Raw genomic sequence first — 14,184 nt, forward strand, 5'->3', positions numbered from 1 at the left:
TTAGTGTTTTGCTTTGTTTTCTAATGTTTAGGTGCAGGGACTGTGCATTCCCTGCTTGGTGGCGCAAGTGAAAATGCGAAAAATCAAGAGGTCGGGACGGCTTAGCCGACCCAATTCCAATGCATCACGACTTCAATATCGGGGTGGATGCTATGAAAAACCGGGCATCCCTTGCCTGCGGCTTCAAGCATCGGGCGCTCCGCGTGATCCGCTGGGAGAGGAATGTCCAAATCGACTTCAAGCTTCACAATTCGCCGCGGCGTGTCGGCGGACATGAACTTGCGGACGTTCACTTTGGCACCCTCCATCGGCAGTTCCTTTCGCTGAGCCACGATGCCCATGATGGTGAGCATGCATGACCCCAGAGCTGTCGCTACGAGATCGGTGGGTGAAAACGACTCGCCACGGCCGTTGTTGTCGACCGGTGCATCGGTGGCGAGAGTGGCTCCAGAAGGACCGTGGACCGCGGCGCAATGAAGGCCGCCCTGATATTCGAGTTGAATGCTAACCATCTTCGGCCGAAGTCTCCGACCTCTTGACCGATGAAACAACGCGTTTCGCGAGTACGACGCGGAAACCATAGGTTGAGTCCCTCGCCGTCGGGGGCTGCGGGTTCCGGGCGCCGATGTAGAGATCCTTCTCCAAGTAGCTGCGCCATCCGCCCCCTCGCAACACACCTGTCTCCATCGCCAAGGCAGTCGTGCTGTAGGAATCGGACACCCATTCCTGAACATTCCCGCAGAGATCGAAGATCCCATCATCCGTCGCCGGAAATGCCCCCACCGGAGCCGTATGGACAAATCCATCAGAATATCCGGGAATGATCCGATTGCTGGGCAAACCCGCGCCGATCCCCGCGAGGTTTCCCACCAATCCCGGCGGCGGCCAATTCGGCCCCCAGAGGAAGACCCGCGACTTCATCTGATCGCGCCTGGCGGGCGAAAAAGCCAACGGCTCAATCACTCCCGCCAATTCACTCCACTCCGCATCAGTAGGGAGCCGATATTCCAAAGTCGGGCCCAGGCGATCCTCCGCTCGTTCTTTGAGAGTCAACCAAGCACAGAAGCTTTCACATTCTTCCCGTGAAACCATGATCACCGGATGCTGATCCAAAGTCTCGCCGTCGGGCAGATCGTCAGCCCACTCAGGCTCGGGAGGCATGGGCTCGCGAGTCGCCACCGAATAGCTGCGAAAATCCACCCACCGTGTTTCCCACGCCGAAGCCATCCAGTCCTTGGCCATCGGCATCAACTTCATCCCCAATGAGTTTTCCCACTCCTGATCGAGAACCACACTCAAGTTCCGCTGCAGCGACATCTCCAGATGCGTGGTTTCCTTGGGTCCCAGATGGATGGTTCGTGACTCCGTTTTGTATCCCTCCAGTCGAGCTTGGATCTCGACCTCTCCCGGCTTCACGCGATCCACCAGCAAAGACGTCTTCGCGATCCCTTGGTTGATGCCATTGACGTAAATATCGGCCTCCGCGGGATGCGTTTGCACAATCAAACGCCCGAACGGAATGGTCCGCACCAGCAGCCGGAATGGCCTCCAGCCTTTTTCCCGGTTTTCCGCTGAAATCAATCCTTCGGAAAAGGAACCCACCGGCCTCGGGACCGCCTCGTGATCGACTTTCAGGAAGCCCGCCTTGATCCCGGAGCTGACATACCAGTCGCAGAAGGCTTGGGCCGCCTCTTGGGACACTGCCACGGTTTCAGGCAACTCACCCGCACCAGAAATGATCTCGGCATCCTGGGGGCCCGTTGCCTCCACAAATCGACCCCAGGCAGCTGGGCCCACGGGCAACAAACTCTCATGTCCCTCGCCCAGAGGACGAAACTCCTCATCCAAATGATCCATCCAATCCAAGTTCCGGATCGGAGGCGAATAGACGCTCAGCAAAGCCGTGATCGTCAGAGGCTCATTTCGGGCCGAAAATGGCACCACCGCCTCCAGTTCGTATGGCCGGTATCCATCCTTGACCATCCGCAGCGAGAGCTTTCTTCCCACCCGAGTTTCAATCACGTCCGTCGGAGTACGCCCCAAAAATACCGCCTCCCCCCCATCGTCCGAAAGTTGGTAAACAGCGGCTTCATCCGGAGTGCTCGTGACCTTAACGAAAGCGACTTTCTCCGCCTCTACCGGAGGAGGAACCGGAGTCACACCGGCCAACCGGTCCATGATTTCCGATTCATGACTCAGCTCCCACCCAGCCCAGGTCAGACCTGCGCCAAACAACACGGAAGCCGAAAATGCACCCAGAGGACGCCGCCGACGCCGACGTTTCCCCGCCCGCAAATCCGATAGGGACGCCGCCAATTCTCCCGCTGAGGAGATCGTCCGTCGAGAAATCTGAGGGTCGCAGACGCTGCAAATGATTCGATTGAGCTCCAACCATTGCCGACGCTCCGCTCCCGTCGGCAACTCATCCGGCAACTCGGGAAAGTCGAGCCGATCTTTCCCAGTGGCCATCTCGTAGAGCACCTTGCCCAGCGAGTAGACGTCCGCCTGCGCAGAACCCGGGCCCTCCGGGGGCACAAATCCTTCCGTGCCCACAAAAGTCCGCTGCCCACGTGCCGCCACCAACCCGATGTCCGCCAACTTGGCCCGGTTGTTGACGAAAATCACGTTCGCCGGCTTCACGTCCCGGTGGGCCAGGCCATTTTCATGAAGATGCTGAAGCGCCTCCGCAAGACGCTGCCCCGCATCAATACAAAATGCCGTGTCGAGGCGCTTCTTTCCCGCCGCCAGCACGTCTGACCGCAAGGTCCGTGCTTCATACTCGATCGGATTGATGTCCGCGCCGGAGACCACGTCGTCCCCCAGCTCCATCACGTAGTAGTAAAAAGCCGGCTCTCCGACACTGCGACCCACGTGAAGAATGTTCACTAGGCCCGGATGGTCGCGCGAAACCGGCTCGTATTTCAGAATCCCTTCAAACTCCCTCTCAAATCCTCGCTCATCCTCAAAGTCCTCACGCCAAAGGACTTTCACCGCCCGCAGAGCCCCCGTCACACCACGCGCCAGCCAGACCTCTCCATAAGCGCCCCCGCCAATGCGGCGCAGCACTTCATGGTCAGGAATGACGGGGTCAGGCCGGAGTCTCGTCGTCGGCATTCTCCTCCAAACGGGCTAGCTCCTGCTTCAATACCGCTCCAACGCGGTGTTTGGCGAGATACACTTGAGCCATGCTGACACCAAGATGGTCTTGAACCTTCTTGGCGTCCCATTGGCGGATCACGTAATAATCAAAAATCTGATACTGCTTCGGAGAAACCTTCGCCTTCACCCGGGACAAAGCGGCCTCCGCTACATTTTTTTTCCATTCCACGTCCCAAAGACGCTCAAGAAGATCTCCCTTGGGGTCCTCAAACCGATCGATCACGGCCGTTTTACGGTCGTCATCCCAGTCGCCCCCGGCCATGGCAGTGTCCTTTTTGCGCTTCCTAAACTGATCATTGATGCGCCACCGGGTCATATTCATCAGCCAAGTTTTGAAGGAACCTTGCTCCGGATCGTAGAGCTTCTTCTTACTCTGCTTGGCAATCGACAAAATCGTCTCTTGCACACAGTCGTGAGCCTCCTCCGGGCGCAGCCCGGATTTGATCGCCACCGCGTAGATCAAGCGCCAGTAAGTCTGGTAAAATTCATCCCAGGTCCTCTGGTCTTCCCAGTTGTCGAGCCGGGCGATGAGGCTCTTGCGGGTCCGCTCGTAAGCTTCCTGCAGGGCCTTGTCTCTCTCTTTGTCTTCCGTCTCCTCGTCCGGCATGCGGCCGACTCTACCACGAAAGAGGCGGTCTGTCTTTCACCGCTTCAACAATCCGCTGTTTCACAAAAAATTGCTTTGGCATTCCTGACCATCGTTCGAAGCGAAGCGCGAATCTTCCTCTTTTCCCGCCCGCTTCTTTGCGCCATGCTTTCCGAGTTCATCCCCCACCCCGTGTGCATCACCCATGCCACAGTCATCCCCCGAACCCTCATCCACTCGTCAGGTCGAGAGGATCCGAGAGATTCTCGTCGGCCGTCAGCTCAACCAAGTTGAGCACAGACTCGCGCGCCTAGAGGCCACGCTCCGGCCCATGCCTCTGGAGGCCGAGCCGTCGTCGGCCCTTGCCCAGGAGGTCACAGCCACTCTGGCCCAGCTCAAAGATGAGTTCGATGCCGAGCGGCTCCGTCAAATGGAGGAAACCCGCCGCCTCGCCCACCAAATCCAAACCGTGGCTCGCCAGCGCCGCGAGATTTCCGACGAGGCCCGTCAGGCGGTCGTCGACGAGCTCCGGCCCGGTTTTGAGCGCTGGCAGGAGGGTTTCATGCACTACCTTGAAATCCGCGAAAATCGCCTTCGACACGAAGTCGCGCGGTCTCTGCAATCCCTTCGCGACGAGTCCCCCCAATGGTCCCCGGAAATCCGTGATGCCCTCGGCCGCTTGGCAGGGGCCGCCTGCGATCTTTGCGAAGCCCTTCAGCCCCCCGATCCGTCATGAGTGTGGCCGATCTTTCTCCGCTGCCGTTGGGAACCTTTGCTGCCCCTTCCTCTCCCGGCACCCCGCTGCCCCCCCTCCCATCCGCCGAGGAGCCCCCTCTCACGCCGTCCTCCCATCCCTCCGCCCTGGAGGCACCCTCAGCACCCGGCGCTTCTTCGATGGAGGACCCGGAAGCCCCCTACACCGATGAGGATCTTCTGGAAGCCCTCTCTCCATTGATGCGCTCCGCCCACCCTCCAACTCCGCTCTCTTGCGAAGAATGGGAACCCGTTTTGAGGACCGCCTTCCGACGAGCACTTGCCCAGCACACCCAAGGTCCGTTTCAGGAGCCCGACCTGTTCCAAAAATTCCGCTGGAGGCTCCAAGCCCTGTTCTCGAGTCGCAGCTATGAGGAAGTCGTCGAGACGCGTAGTCATCGCTACCATCTGGAGGAGGTTTTCCTGCTCGACGATCGACACTTCAGTCTCATCTCCCACGCAAGCGGCAATCTCACCCGCCACCTGCATCCTCGCCGAGTGGCTCCCACCGTGGATCGCCTCGCTCAATACCTTGCGGAATCCCCATCCCCCTCACCCCGCGAGTTCCCCTTCGAAAATGGCATGCAGGCGGTGGTCCTCCCCTCCCCCCATGCCTGGCTGATTGCCTGCTTCCGCGGTCGTGCGGACACCGATGCTCTCCTCGATCTCGAATGCATCCTGCGGCGCATTCAGTTGCGCTTCGGTCCTCGTCTGGCCGCGGGTGATCCGCTCCTCGAGGAAATCCAACCCATGCTCGAAGAGTGCCTGCTCATTCATTCTCCCTTGGCTCCGATCGCGAGATAAGCGGAGAGTGCCCTTGACCGCTCACCCCGAGCCCAGTACGGCTCCCGCCTATGGGTTTTGATACTCTCGGTCTTTCCGAAGCCGTTCTCCAAGCCGTCGTCGAGTCCGGCTACGAAAATCCGACGCCCATTCAGGCGAAGGCCATTCCTCTCATTCTAGAAGGAAAGGATGTGATTGGAGCCTCTCAAACAGGCACCGGCAAGACCGCAGCCTTCGCGCTCCCCGCGCTTTCCAGAATCCAACCCATTGGAAAACCACAGATTCTGGTCCTCGAGCCCACCCGGGAACTGGCTCACCAAGTCGCCGAGCAGTTCGAAAAATACGGCAAACACACGGGATGCAAAGTGGCCCTCCTCTACGGAGGCGTGGGCTATGGCACTCAGATGGAGCAGCTCGCTGGCGCCGATGTGGTGGTTGCCACCCCCGGCCGCCTCGTCGATCACTTCTATCGCGCCACCATGCGCTTCGGGGAACTGAAGATCCTGATTCTCGATGAAGTCGATCGCATGCTCGACATGGGATTCCTTCCCCAAGTGCGGAAAATCGTGAATCTTTGCCCATGGGACGGCCGCCAAACCTTGTTTTTCTCGGCCACCATGCCGCCGGCGATCCAAACCTTCGCGCAGTGGTGCCTCCATGACCCGGTCGAAGTCGAAATCGCCCGCCGCGCCGTGGCATCCACCGTCAACCACGCCTTCTATCCGGTCTCGATGGACCAGCGTGACCAACTGCTCCTTGCCCTCCTCAATCAAACCGACTTCCACTCGGTGATGATCTTCACCCGCACCCGCAAGGAAGCCGATTCCGTCTGTGCGCTTCTCAAGACCAGCGGTCATCCCAAGGTCACGGCGATGCACTCGGACATCAACCAGACCGACCGCATGAAAGCGCTCGCTGGATTCAAATCCGGAGAATACGAGGTGCTCGTCGCCACCGACGTGGCCGCCCGCGGGATCGACATTTCCGGTGTCTCCCACGTCATCAACTACCGAGTTCCGGAAAACGCCGAAGACTACGTCCACCGTATCGGGCGGACCGGCCGAGCCGAAACGGAAGGCGACGCCTTTACCCTTCTCACCGCCGACGAACTCGACTTTGCCAAGTCCGTCGAGGTCTTCATCGACAAGACCATCGAACGCCGCAAGCTCGAGAACTTCGAATACATCTACACCGCCCTCCTCGACGATGACCGCAAACCTTTGCGGAAAAAGCGTCCTGCCGGAGGCGGCAAAAAACGGCGCCGCTGAGGCTCGCCCCTCCGCGTCCACCGGACAGGCCTCAGAATTCACCGCTTCACGCCCCGGATCGTGCGCGTTCTCTCCATCGACCCCGCCATCCGAAATACGGGATACGCCGTTCTGGAGGGCGATCACCGGAGCGCCCGCGTCATCGTCTACGAGGTCATCTCCATCCCCGCGCGGATTGCCCAATCGGCAGCCTTGGCCGCGGTCAGGACCCACCTTGCTCATGTCATTCGAACCCACCAGCCCGATGAGGTTGCAGTCGAAGGCATCATTTACGTCCAATCCCACCGCACCGCCATCACCATGGGAGCTGCCCGCGCAGCTTCTTTGATCGCTGCCGCCGACGCTGGGTTGCCCATCTACGAATACGCTCCCACCAAGGTGAAACAAGCCGTCGTGGGCAATGGCCGCGCCGACAAAGCCCAGGTGGCCTTCATGATCCGCGCCCTCCTCGGCCTCTCGGAAACCCCCGCTCACGATGCCGCCGACGCCCTGGCGATTGCCCTCGCTCACCTGCAGGCGAATGATCCCCTCAAAGCCCGCTTGCTCGACCGGAAACCGATTTGATCATCCCTCCATGCAAGTCTGCCATCATTCCTCGACTGTCCCCTACCCTGATGGGCTCACCTTGCAGGAAGCCAGCGCTGCGGCCATCCTCGAAGGGAGCGGTCCGGAAACGCTTCACCTGCTGGAGCACACCCCAGTCTACACCATTGGTCGCCGCCGCGATCAATCCTCACTCCAAAACCGACAAGCCCTTCCAGCTCCCGTCTTTGAAATCAATCGCGGTGGCCAAGCCACCTATCATGGCCCCGGACAGCTGGTCGGCTACCCCATTTTGGATCTCAGAGAACGAGGCAAGGACCTCCACGAACATCTTCGCAAACTCGAAGAATCGTTGATCCTGACCTGTCAGGACTTCGGAATTCCAGCGAGCCGGCGCGATGGCATGACCGGGGTCTGGGTCGAGAATCGCAAACTTGCCTCCATTGGCGTGGGAGTCACCAAATGGATTTCCATGCACGGCTTCGCCATCAACGTCACCCGTGATTGCCTCCTCCCGTTTTTCGCCATCACACCCTGTGGCATTGACGGCGTCGTCATGACCTGCGTCGAAAATGAAGCAGGTCGACCTGTTTCTGTGATCGAGTTTGCCCAAGCCTACACTCCCCGCTTCGAGCAATGCTTCGCCAAGGCGTAAGGCCTCGACATGACGACCGGAGAAAAGGGGGCTCGGCGCAGCACCGAGCCCAACACAGGCCTCTAACAAAGCTGGAGCTCAGGCTCAGCCAATGTTCGTGAACACCACCTGCACGTCGTCGTCGTCCTCGATTTTTTCCAACAACGACTCCACTTCCTCCATCTGAGCGTCGGTCAGCTCAACCGGCTGCGTAGGAATTCTCTCCAAACCCGCCTTCTTCGGCGAAATCCCGAGCTTTTCCACGCCGGCGGTGAGGTTGGCGAACGAGGTGTAATCCCCGATCGCTCGAGCGATGCCGTCCTCCACTTCCAGCTCCTCCAACCCGTGATCGATCAACTCCAGCTCGATCTCTTCGAGTTCGACCCCCTCCGCTTCGAATTCCACTACGGCCTTGCGGGTGAACATGAAATCCAGCTGGCCACTATTCACCATCTGCCCGCCGTTCTTGTTGAAGATCGTCTTCAGATTGGTCACCGAGCGATTCGTGTTGTCCGTTGCGCACTCGATGTAAAACAGGGAACCATGAGGGCCTTTGCCCTCGTAACTGATTTCCACAAAACTCGCTGCGTCGTTTCCCGTCGCACGCTTGATCGCCGCATCGATCTTATCCTTCGGAAGATTCTCGGACTTGGCGGTATGGATGGCGAGCCGCAAGGCCGGGTTCATATCCGGATCCGGCCCACCGTTTTTGGCGGCGAGCGTGATCGACTTCGACAATTTCGGAAACACCTTCGACATTTTGTCCCAGCGTGCTTCCTTGGCCCGGCGGCGGCATTCAAATGCTCTTCCCATGGATTCTGACGTGTTGGCGGGCAATTCAACCGATCGACCGCGGAAGCGCAACCGTGGAAAAACGACAGAATGCATGAACGAACCGAATCAGGTTCCCGCCCTTTCCGCTTCCCCCGATCCCCATTCCGCGATTTGCTCTGGCCACACGCTCATGGAACTCGACCTGATCGACGTCAACTTTGACCTCAAACACATCAAACCTCGGGAAATCGAGGAAGCGCTGGAGGACCCCTTCGCGCTCCGTTTTCTTCCCGAGGACGACCGGGCCGACGGCGAGACCCGCTTCTATGCCATCGGCAAAACGGTCGCCGAGCGTGGCATTTTCCTTTGCTTTTGGACCAACGGCAAAACGGTTCGGGTCATCTGTGCGCGAGAAATGAGCGAGGGCGAACTTCGCTTCTACGAGCGCAAATACGCCGAATTCAAGTGATCCCATCCCGATGAAGACTCTCACCCACTGGAACCAGATCCCCGAGTTCGAGGACGAAGAGCAAGAAGCAATCTTCTGGCTCGAAAATGAATTGGATGGCCGCCTCATGGCAGGCTCGATTCACCAGCCCGACTCCCGTGAATCCACCACCATCACTCTGCGTTTCGATCCCCGAATGCTCTCGCGAATCAAGCGCATCGCCCGCTCACGCTTCCTCAACTACCAGTCGATGATGAAGCAATGGCTGGCGGAGCGGCTTGAAGAAGAGGTCCGCAAACAATGATCCGCTCGCCTCGGTTCTGGTTCGGAGCATTCGCCATATGGGTCGCAACCCTGTGGTGGCTTTCCTCCGACGTCCGGGAACTGCCCGCACCCCAAGACTGGGTCAACGTCGACAAATTTTATCACTTCGGATTTTTCCTCGGAGGAGCCGGCATTCTCGCCTCCGCCGTGTACTGGCACCGTGGCGATTGGCCATTTCGTCGACGGTTCTGGATCGTGGTCGGCATCGTCGCCTTGGTCGGCGGACTGGACGAACTGCATCAAAGCTTCGTCGAAGGACGCAGTGGAAATGACCCCTTCGACTTCGCGGCCGACTTCCTCGGCGCCTGCGCCGGCACTTGGCTTTTCGAGGTACTGAGACCCAAGATATTTCGCCGTCGCTCCGTCCCTGCACCGACGACCTGATTCGCGGATCAAAGGCCCCGACGGCCCTCCAGGGCCCGCGCCAACGTGAGAGCATCCGCGTGCTCCAGTCCACCCCCTGCGGGAAGACCCTGCGCCAATCGGGTCACTTGGCATTTTCCTCTCAACAAATCCGCCAAATAATTGGCCGTCGCCTCCCCCTCCACATCCGCTCCGAGGGCGAGAATCACCTCCTCGATCGACTCCTCCTCCAAGCGTTCGAGCAACGAACCGATTCGCAGATTCTCTGGAGTCACGTTGTCCAGCGGAGATAGGCGACCGCCCAAACAGTGGTAGCGACCCTGAAACGCTCCGGATCGCTCCATGGAAATGACGTCCGTGGCCTGCTCCACCACACACAGGATCGGCTCGCGGCGCGGATGAGCGCACACCGAGCATCCTTCCGGCGTCGCAAAAAATCCACACCGGGCGCAGGAACTCACCGTTTCGTGTGCCCCCAACAAGGCCGCCGAAAGGGCCTGTGGGTGCGCCCGAGGGTGCTGAACGAGCCAAATCGCGATCCTCTCGGCACTTCGGGGACCAACACCTGGCAACTGCTTGAGTTCTTGGATCAGTCCGAGGACCGCTTCCGGGTATTCGATACGAGCCATGTTGATCTCACTTCGGTTCGCGGTGGCGAGCCGCGTAAATCATCGCTCCTACCAAAACCCAGAGCAAACCGACCAAGGGCGCGACCAAATACGGAACCCGCCCACACAACGCCAAAACCGGAATCCAGCCGAGATGCACCACCAAAGTGGAGATCGCAATCACTCCACGACGCCACGTACCTCGCACATGCAGCAATGCCCAGCTGCTCAGGAAATAGACCGCGCAAATCCATGCCCACGCCTGCCAGGCAATCAAAGGCTCCAAGCCACCTTCCAGCCCCAAGCCTCTCAAGCGCTCCATCAGCGAAGCGTCCCACTGCCCACTCACTCCCATGGCCTGAATCACCAGGGCCACCACCAACGCCATCACCGAGATGGCACTGGCTGCGACACCCGGGTGAGGATCCGGTTTGAAGGTGGGTTCTGACATGGCTTCGACGGGACCGTAGTGACTCCCCGACTCGGGCTCAAGCGACACTCTCAGTGTCCCCCCTCCCGCTTTCCGTGCTGGACCGCAAGCCACTCCACCAAATCGCGGATCTCACCCCGATTCAAAATGGCGCCCATCGGCGGCATCGCCGAAATCGGCTCACTCATGGATTCCAGATCCGCCCGATCCAGAATGCGCCGCTCCCCAGCCATATCGATTTCAACTTGATCATTGTCCTCCTTCATCAGGACTCCTCCGAGCACCGAGCCGTCCTTCAGCGTCACCGTCACCACGCCAAAACCCGGTGCGACCTTCGCCTGCGGATTCACGATCGATTCCAGCAAATAACGCCGGTCTCCACGGTCAGCGACTCCTTCCAGATTGGGACCCGCCTCAGTCACTCCGAAATCCCCACCGATTCGGTGGCATCGGGCACACTGGGCGCGACCATCATTGAAAAACAACTGCTTCCCGTGCTCCGCATTTCCTCCCTCCAACGCCACCATCCAGGTTCCCAAAGGCTCGCCACCGTCCTCCAACTTTTTGGAGAAGTCCGCCAGAGCCGCATCAACCTTCGGAGACTTCATTTGATCGGCCGCGTCCAACAACTCCAGTCCCGCAGGATCTTTTCCACCCGCTTCGGCCAATCGATTCAGTCCTTCGACAATCAACGTCTCCATGGCCTCACCGCCCACATCCGGCACCATTTTCCACGCGGTTTTTTTGCGCCGAGGATTTGGGGAAAGCACCCCTTGAGAAACCCCCGCAGCAGCCATTTCCGGTGAGATTTCTGCCAACTCTGCAAGTGCCGAAAGAGCCAATGCATCGTCTTCGCCCGCCGCAATTTCCGCCAACTTCGCGTCTCGGTCCGAAGGATTTTTCAGAACCCAACGTTTCAAAGCGGCCTCTTGCGCTTCGTCCGGAAGCTCGGAATCCTGAGCGATCTCCAACCATCTTTGCGCGGAAACATCCGAGTCATCCAATCCCAACTTCCCGATTAAGCGAATCGCGGGCTCCAAAATCTCCGGGGAGATTCGGGTCAATTCATCCACCATGGGACCCAGCACACTGGCCACGGCAACTCGACCCTCCGTGCGCGCCGGCACATAGGAACCGTTGGCTCCATCGATAGGAGTCGGAGCATCCCAGATTTCGAGAACCCGCAGAGCCTCGCGGCGCACCGATAGAGGCAATCCCCGTTCGGCAGGCAATGCCGCCAACCAACGCAGCTCCTGCTCGGTCCCAAGATGCAGCGCATTGTGAATCAGTCGCCGCCACGTCATCTCTCCGAGGTTATAGGGAATCCCTTTGCTCGCTCGACTGGCCAGATAGGGCCGCGCCGACTCGATGTTCCGGTCATGAATCATTCGAATCACTTCCTTCAGCACCCGCATGTCCGCATCCTGAAGAAAGGCTTCGATCTTCGGAGAACCCTTTCGCCCCAAAGCCACCACCGCCGCCAACCGCAGCCCCACCTCGTCCCTTCGCGCCAAGGTCACCAACTGCTCATCAGTCGAAATCATCGACAACGCATAGGCTCCCGCATGCCGCAGATAGGCATCCTCCTCGCCGTGTTTGGCCAACATTTGCCAAATAAAAGTCATGCTGCCCAGCGCCAACGAGCGACCCGCAGCAATCGTTCCGAAAAACTGTCCACGTGGATCGTCCCCGAGAATCAACGAACCAAAATTCGCAAGATCGGAGACACCGCCAACCTCTCCGAGAACTTTGACCGCCTGCGCCCGAACTTCAGCGTCCGGGTCCGCCAAAAGCTTCTGAAAAACGGGCAGGAATTGCTGAACTCCTGACGTCCGGGGCAGATCCTCGAAATCATGATCATCCATCACCGGAGTATCCGCCACCGCACCCCGACGCATGATCACGCCCAATCCCCAAATCCCATGCAGCCGCTCCAAGCCTTCCCCCTTCATCGCCGCCGTGACCAAAAGGGCTGGACCTTCCGGCCGACGCGTCAACTCCAGTTGCGCCCGGATTCTGAGACGCATGTCAGGATGGCGCAACCAAGCCGCCAATTGATCCGGTGCCACCGTTTCCAGGCCCTCCCGCATCGCTCGGGCCACCTCCTCAGCCGCATCCGCCAGATAAGGATCCTGAGCAGAAATTTTCACCAGCCGACCCTCTTCATGGGAGGTCCAGCCTCCCGCAAAATCGGAAACCATCATGCTGCCGTTCCAAGCATAAGAGACGTCGGTAGCCGTCACCCCCCACACCAGTTTCCGCGGCTCCGCCAAAGACATGCCGGCACCCTTTTCATCAACGCGGAACGACCACAGTCCCGATCCCGCAGGCGTCGCCGTGTAGTCGCAAACCACGAATCGCCCTTTCTCGGATTCCAGGAAACCCGTCCCCGGATAGTAGTCGAGGCCCGAAGGCCCGTTCGTCAAATACCCCACGGGAGGAACCAAATAGGCAGGCTGATCGTCATTGGCCGTTTGCCAGGACTTTTCCGTCATCCAAGCAGAGGCCACATCAGGCCCAACTCCCACCGGACCTCCAAAACTCATCAACACCTGGTGACCCATCCGCCACCCCGAATCCCCACCATCGACCACATACACCACCCGCGCCCGATCCCCTTGATCTGCGTTGTTGTCGACCGTGATCGGATTCCCATGCACATCAAAAGCAAGTTCCTTGGGATTCCGCAGGCCCGTATGGACCACTTCAAAATGGGTCCCATCTGGATCGAACCGAAACACCGCCCCCTGATCAGGAAAATCGTATCGCCGCCCTTCGCGTGTCGTGATCGCAAAGCCACGGTCTCCCACCGTCCCCCAGATCCGACCATCCGGACCCAACACAAATCCATTCAAGTCGTGTCCAGATAGCGACACCTTCACCCCAAATCCGTCCTGCAGCACCTTGCGACGGTCAGACTTCAAATCCCCATCGCTATCTTCCAGAACCGTGATCTTCGGAATGCAGGCAAAGTAGACAGCCTTGTCATAAGCAAAGATACCCGCCGCCGTTCCATCGAGGGGTTCATCGAAGTCCTCTGCAAAAACCTCCGATCGCGCGAAAACTCCCTGCTCATCGGGATCCGCTAAAATCCGGATCCGCTCGGTTTTCGCCGTAAAATACCCCTCAGGAAACTTGTGAAGCCACTTCTCGATCAGCTTCAAGCGATCCGCAGTGGTCCTGGAGGCAACATCATCCTCCAGCCAGTACTCGTGATTGCGATTGTCCTCCACACCGAATCGGAAGCGATGGGTCTCCGCCACATACCACCGTCCCTGAACATCTTGGGAAATTGCCGTCGGCGAGGTAACTCCTTGATTCTCGTGGGTAGCCACCACTTGAGCCGTCGCACCTTCCGGCAGAGAAAGCCCCGGCACTTCCGCACTCGCCGTTAGGTCCGTCGTCGCTCCACGAGCTACGGCAGCCAGCGTGACCAACATCGCGCATCTCAACATCACGTCGGCACCATAAAGATCCGGAGCCCGCTGGCAACGTCTGTCCTTCGTTTCCG

15 protein-coding genes are annotated in these 14,184 nt (G+C 59.1%); 8 read left to right on the forward strand and 7 right to left on the reverse strand.

The features are described from left to right. Positions 1-101: 101 nt before the first annotated feature. From HNR46_RS01110 to HNR46_RS01120, 3 genes are read right to left on the reverse strand one after another with little or no spacing between them, the layout of a single operon-like run. Positions 102-512 carry an OsmC family protein gene (locus HNR46_RS01110; protein ID WP_184014966.1) on the reverse strand — a complete coding sequence of 137 codons (411 nt, stop codon included), beginning with the start codon at positions 510-512 and terminating at the stop codon, positions 102-104. Beyond that, a complete protein-coding gene (locus HNR46_RS01115; protein ID WP_184014968.1) occupies positions 505-3,114 on the reverse strand; it encodes a bifunctional serine/threonine-protein kinase/formylglycine-generating enzyme family protein in 2,610 nt (869 codons plus the stop codon). Before HNR46_RS01115 ends, HNR46_RS01110 begins: the two co-directional genes overlap by 8 nt. Beyond that, the gene (locus tag HNR46_RS01120) at positions 3,089-3,766 is read right to left on the reverse strand and encodes a sigma-70 family RNA polymerase sigma factor (RefSeq protein ID WP_184014970.1); all 678 of its coding nucleotides are present in this window, start codon (positions 3,764-3,766) and stop codon (positions 3,089-3,091) included. Before HNR46_RS01120 ends, HNR46_RS01115 begins: the two co-directional genes overlap by 26 nt. 184 nt (positions 3,767-3,950) lie before the next feature. On the opposite strand from HNR46_RS01120, the gene HNR46_RS01125 reads away from it, so the two are divergent. The 5 genes from HNR46_RS01125 to lipB are packed head-to-tail and all read left to right on the forward strand — an operon-like array spanning position 3,951 to position 7,747. Then, positions 3,951-4,481, forward strand: a complete 531-nt coding sequence (locus tag HNR46_RS01125; RefSeq protein ID WP_184014972.1) for a hypothetical protein — start codon at positions 3,951-3,953, stop codon at positions 4,479-4,481. Further along, complete coding sequence (locus HNR46_RS01130) at positions 4,478-5,302, forward strand: hypothetical protein (protein ID WP_184014974.1); 825 nt, start codon at positions 4,478-4,480, stop codon at positions 5,300-5,302. The genes HNR46_RS01125 and HNR46_RS01130 overlap by 4 nt, the downstream gene beginning before the upstream one ends. 50 nt (positions 5,303-5,352) lie before the next feature. Continuing rightward, positions 5,353-6,549 carry a DEAD/DEAH box helicase gene (locus tag HNR46_RS01135; protein ID WP_184014976.1) on the forward strand — a complete coding sequence of 399 codons (1,197 nt, stop codon included), beginning with the start codon at positions 5,353-5,355 and terminating at the stop codon, positions 6,547-6,549. Between the two features lie 60 nt (positions 6,550-6,609). Beyond that, the gene (gene ruvC / locus HNR46_RS01140) at positions 6,610-7,113 is read left to right on the forward strand and encodes a crossover junction endodeoxyribonuclease RuvC (RefSeq protein ID WP_184014978.1); all 504 of its coding nucleotides are present in this window, start codon (positions 6,610-6,612) and stop codon (positions 7,111-7,113) included. A gap of 10 nt (positions 7,114-7,123) precedes the next feature. Then, positions 7,124-7,747, forward strand: coding sequence for a lipoyl(octanoyl) transferase LipB (lipB, locus tag HNR46_RS01145; protein WP_184014980.1), 624 nt, complete (start codon positions 7,124-7,126; stop codon positions 7,745-7,747). An 84-nt stretch (positions 7,748-7,831) separates the two neighbouring features. On the opposite strand, the gene HNR46_RS01150 is transcribed toward lipB, so the two are convergent. Then, entirely contained in the window at positions 7,832-8,539 is a 708-nt protein-coding gene (locus HNR46_RS01150; protein WP_184014982.1) for a YebC/PmpR family DNA-binding transcriptional regulator, read from the reverse strand. On the opposite strand from HNR46_RS01150, the gene HNR46_RS20770 reads away from it, so the two are divergent. From HNR46_RS20770 to HNR46_RS01165, 3 genes are read left to right on the forward strand one after another with little or no spacing between them, the layout of a single operon-like run. After that, positions 8,538-8,969, forward strand: a complete 432-nt coding sequence (locus tag HNR46_RS20770; protein WP_246417847.1) for a BrnT family toxin — start codon at positions 8,538-8,540, stop codon at positions 8,967-8,969. The genes HNR46_RS01150 and HNR46_RS20770 overlap by 2 nt on opposite strands. Before the next feature lie 10 nt (positions 8,970-8,979). Further along, complete coding sequence (locus tag HNR46_RS01160) at positions 8,980-9,252, forward strand: CopG family antitoxin (RefSeq protein WP_184014984.1); 273 nt, start codon at positions 8,980-8,982, stop codon at positions 9,250-9,252. Then, on the forward strand, positions 9,249-9,656 hold the full coding sequence (locus HNR46_RS01165; protein WP_184014986.1) for a VanZ family protein: 408 nt from the start codon (positions 9,249-9,251) through the stop codon (positions 9,654-9,656). The genes HNR46_RS01160 and HNR46_RS01165 overlap by 4 nt, the downstream gene beginning before the upstream one ends. A gap of 8 nt (positions 9,657-9,664) precedes the next feature. Here the strand turns inward: HNR46_RS01165 and recR are convergent, their stop codons facing one another. The 3 genes from recR to HNR46_RS01180 are packed head-to-tail and all read right to left on the reverse strand — an operon-like array spanning position 9,665 to position 14,128. Next, a complete protein-coding gene (gene recR / locus HNR46_RS01170) occupies positions 9,665-10,264 on the reverse strand; it encodes a recombination mediator RecR (protein ID WP_184014988.1) in 600 nt (199 codons plus the stop codon). A gap of 7 nt (positions 10,265-10,271) precedes the next feature. Next, positions 10,272-10,694, reverse strand: coding sequence for a hypothetical protein (locus HNR46_RS01175; RefSeq protein WP_184014990.1), 423 nt, complete (start codon positions 10,692-10,694; stop codon positions 10,272-10,274). Positions 10,695-10,744: 50 nt separating this feature from the next. Then, on the reverse strand, positions 10,745-14,128 hold the full coding sequence (locus tag HNR46_RS01180; protein WP_184014992.1) for a DUF7133 domain-containing protein: 3,384 nt from the start codon (positions 14,126-14,128) through the stop codon (positions 10,745-10,747). Between the last annotated feature and the right edge of the window lie 56 nt (positions 14,129-14,184).

It is taken from the genome of Haloferula luteola, assembly GCF_014201715.1.
Classification (GTDB): Bacteria; Verrucomicrobiota; Verrucomicrobiia; order Verrucomicrobiales; family Akkermansiaceae; genus Haloferula; species Haloferula luteola.

What these genes read in the sequence shown, in the direction of transcription:
- HNR46_RS01125 (WP_184014972.1), top strand. Translation starts at nt 3,951, where the DNA reads ATGCCACAGTCATCCCCCGAACCCTCATCCACTCGTCAGGTCGAGAGG.
- HNR46_RS01130 (WP_184014974.1), top strand. Translation starts at nt 4,478, where the DNA reads ATGAGTGTGGCCGATCTTTCTCCGCTGCCGTTGGGAACCTTTGCTGCC.
- HNR46_RS01150 (WP_184014982.1), bottom strand. Translation starts at nt 8,539, where the DNA reads ATGGGAAGAGCATTTGAATGCCGCCGCCGGGCCAAGGAAGCACGCTGG.
- HNR46_RS01110 (WP_184014966.1), bottom strand. Translation starts at nt 512, where the DNA reads ATGGTTAGCATTCAACTCGAATATCAGGGCGGCCTTCATTGCGCCGCG.
- HNR46_RS01180 (WP_184014992.1), bottom strand. Translation starts at nt 14,128, where the DNA reads ATGTTGAGATGCGCGATGTTGGTCACGCTGGCTGCCGTAGCTCGTGGA.
- HNR46_RS01120 (WP_184014970.1), bottom strand. Translation starts at nt 3,766, where the DNA reads ATGCCGGACGAGGAGACGGAAGACAAAGAGAGAGACAAGGCCCTGCAG.
- HNR46_RS20770 (WP_246417847.1), top strand. Translation starts at nt 8,538, where the DNA reads ATGGATTCTGACGTGTTGGCGGGCAATTCAACCGATCGACCGCGGAAG.
- HNR46_RS01135 (WP_184014976.1), top strand. Translation starts at nt 5,353, where the DNA reads ATGGGTTTTGATACTCTCGGTCTTTCCGAAGCCGTTCTCCAAGCCGTC.
- lipB (WP_184014980.1), top strand. Translation starts at nt 7,124, where the DNA reads ATGCAAGTCTGCCATCATTCCTCGACTGTCCCCTACCCTGATGGGCTC.
- HNR46_RS01175 (WP_184014990.1), bottom strand. Translation starts at nt 10,694, where the DNA reads ATGTCAGAACCCACCTTCAAACCGGATCCTCACCCGGGTGTCGCAGCC.
- HNR46_RS01165 (WP_184014986.1), top strand. Translation starts at nt 9,249, where the DNA reads ATGATCCGCTCGCCTCGGTTCTGGTTCGGAGCATTCGCCATATGGGTC.
- recR (WP_184014988.1), bottom strand. Translation starts at nt 10,264, where the DNA reads ATGGCTCGTATCGAATACCCGGAAGCGGTCCTCGGACTGATCCAAGAA.
- HNR46_RS01160 (WP_184014984.1), top strand. Translation starts at nt 8,980, where the DNA reads ATGAAGACTCTCACCCACTGGAACCAGATCCCCGAGTTCGAGGACGAA.
- HNR46_RS01115 (WP_184014968.1), bottom strand. Translation starts at nt 3,114, where the DNA reads ATGCCGACGACGAGACTCCGGCCTGACCCCGTCATTCCTGACCATGAA.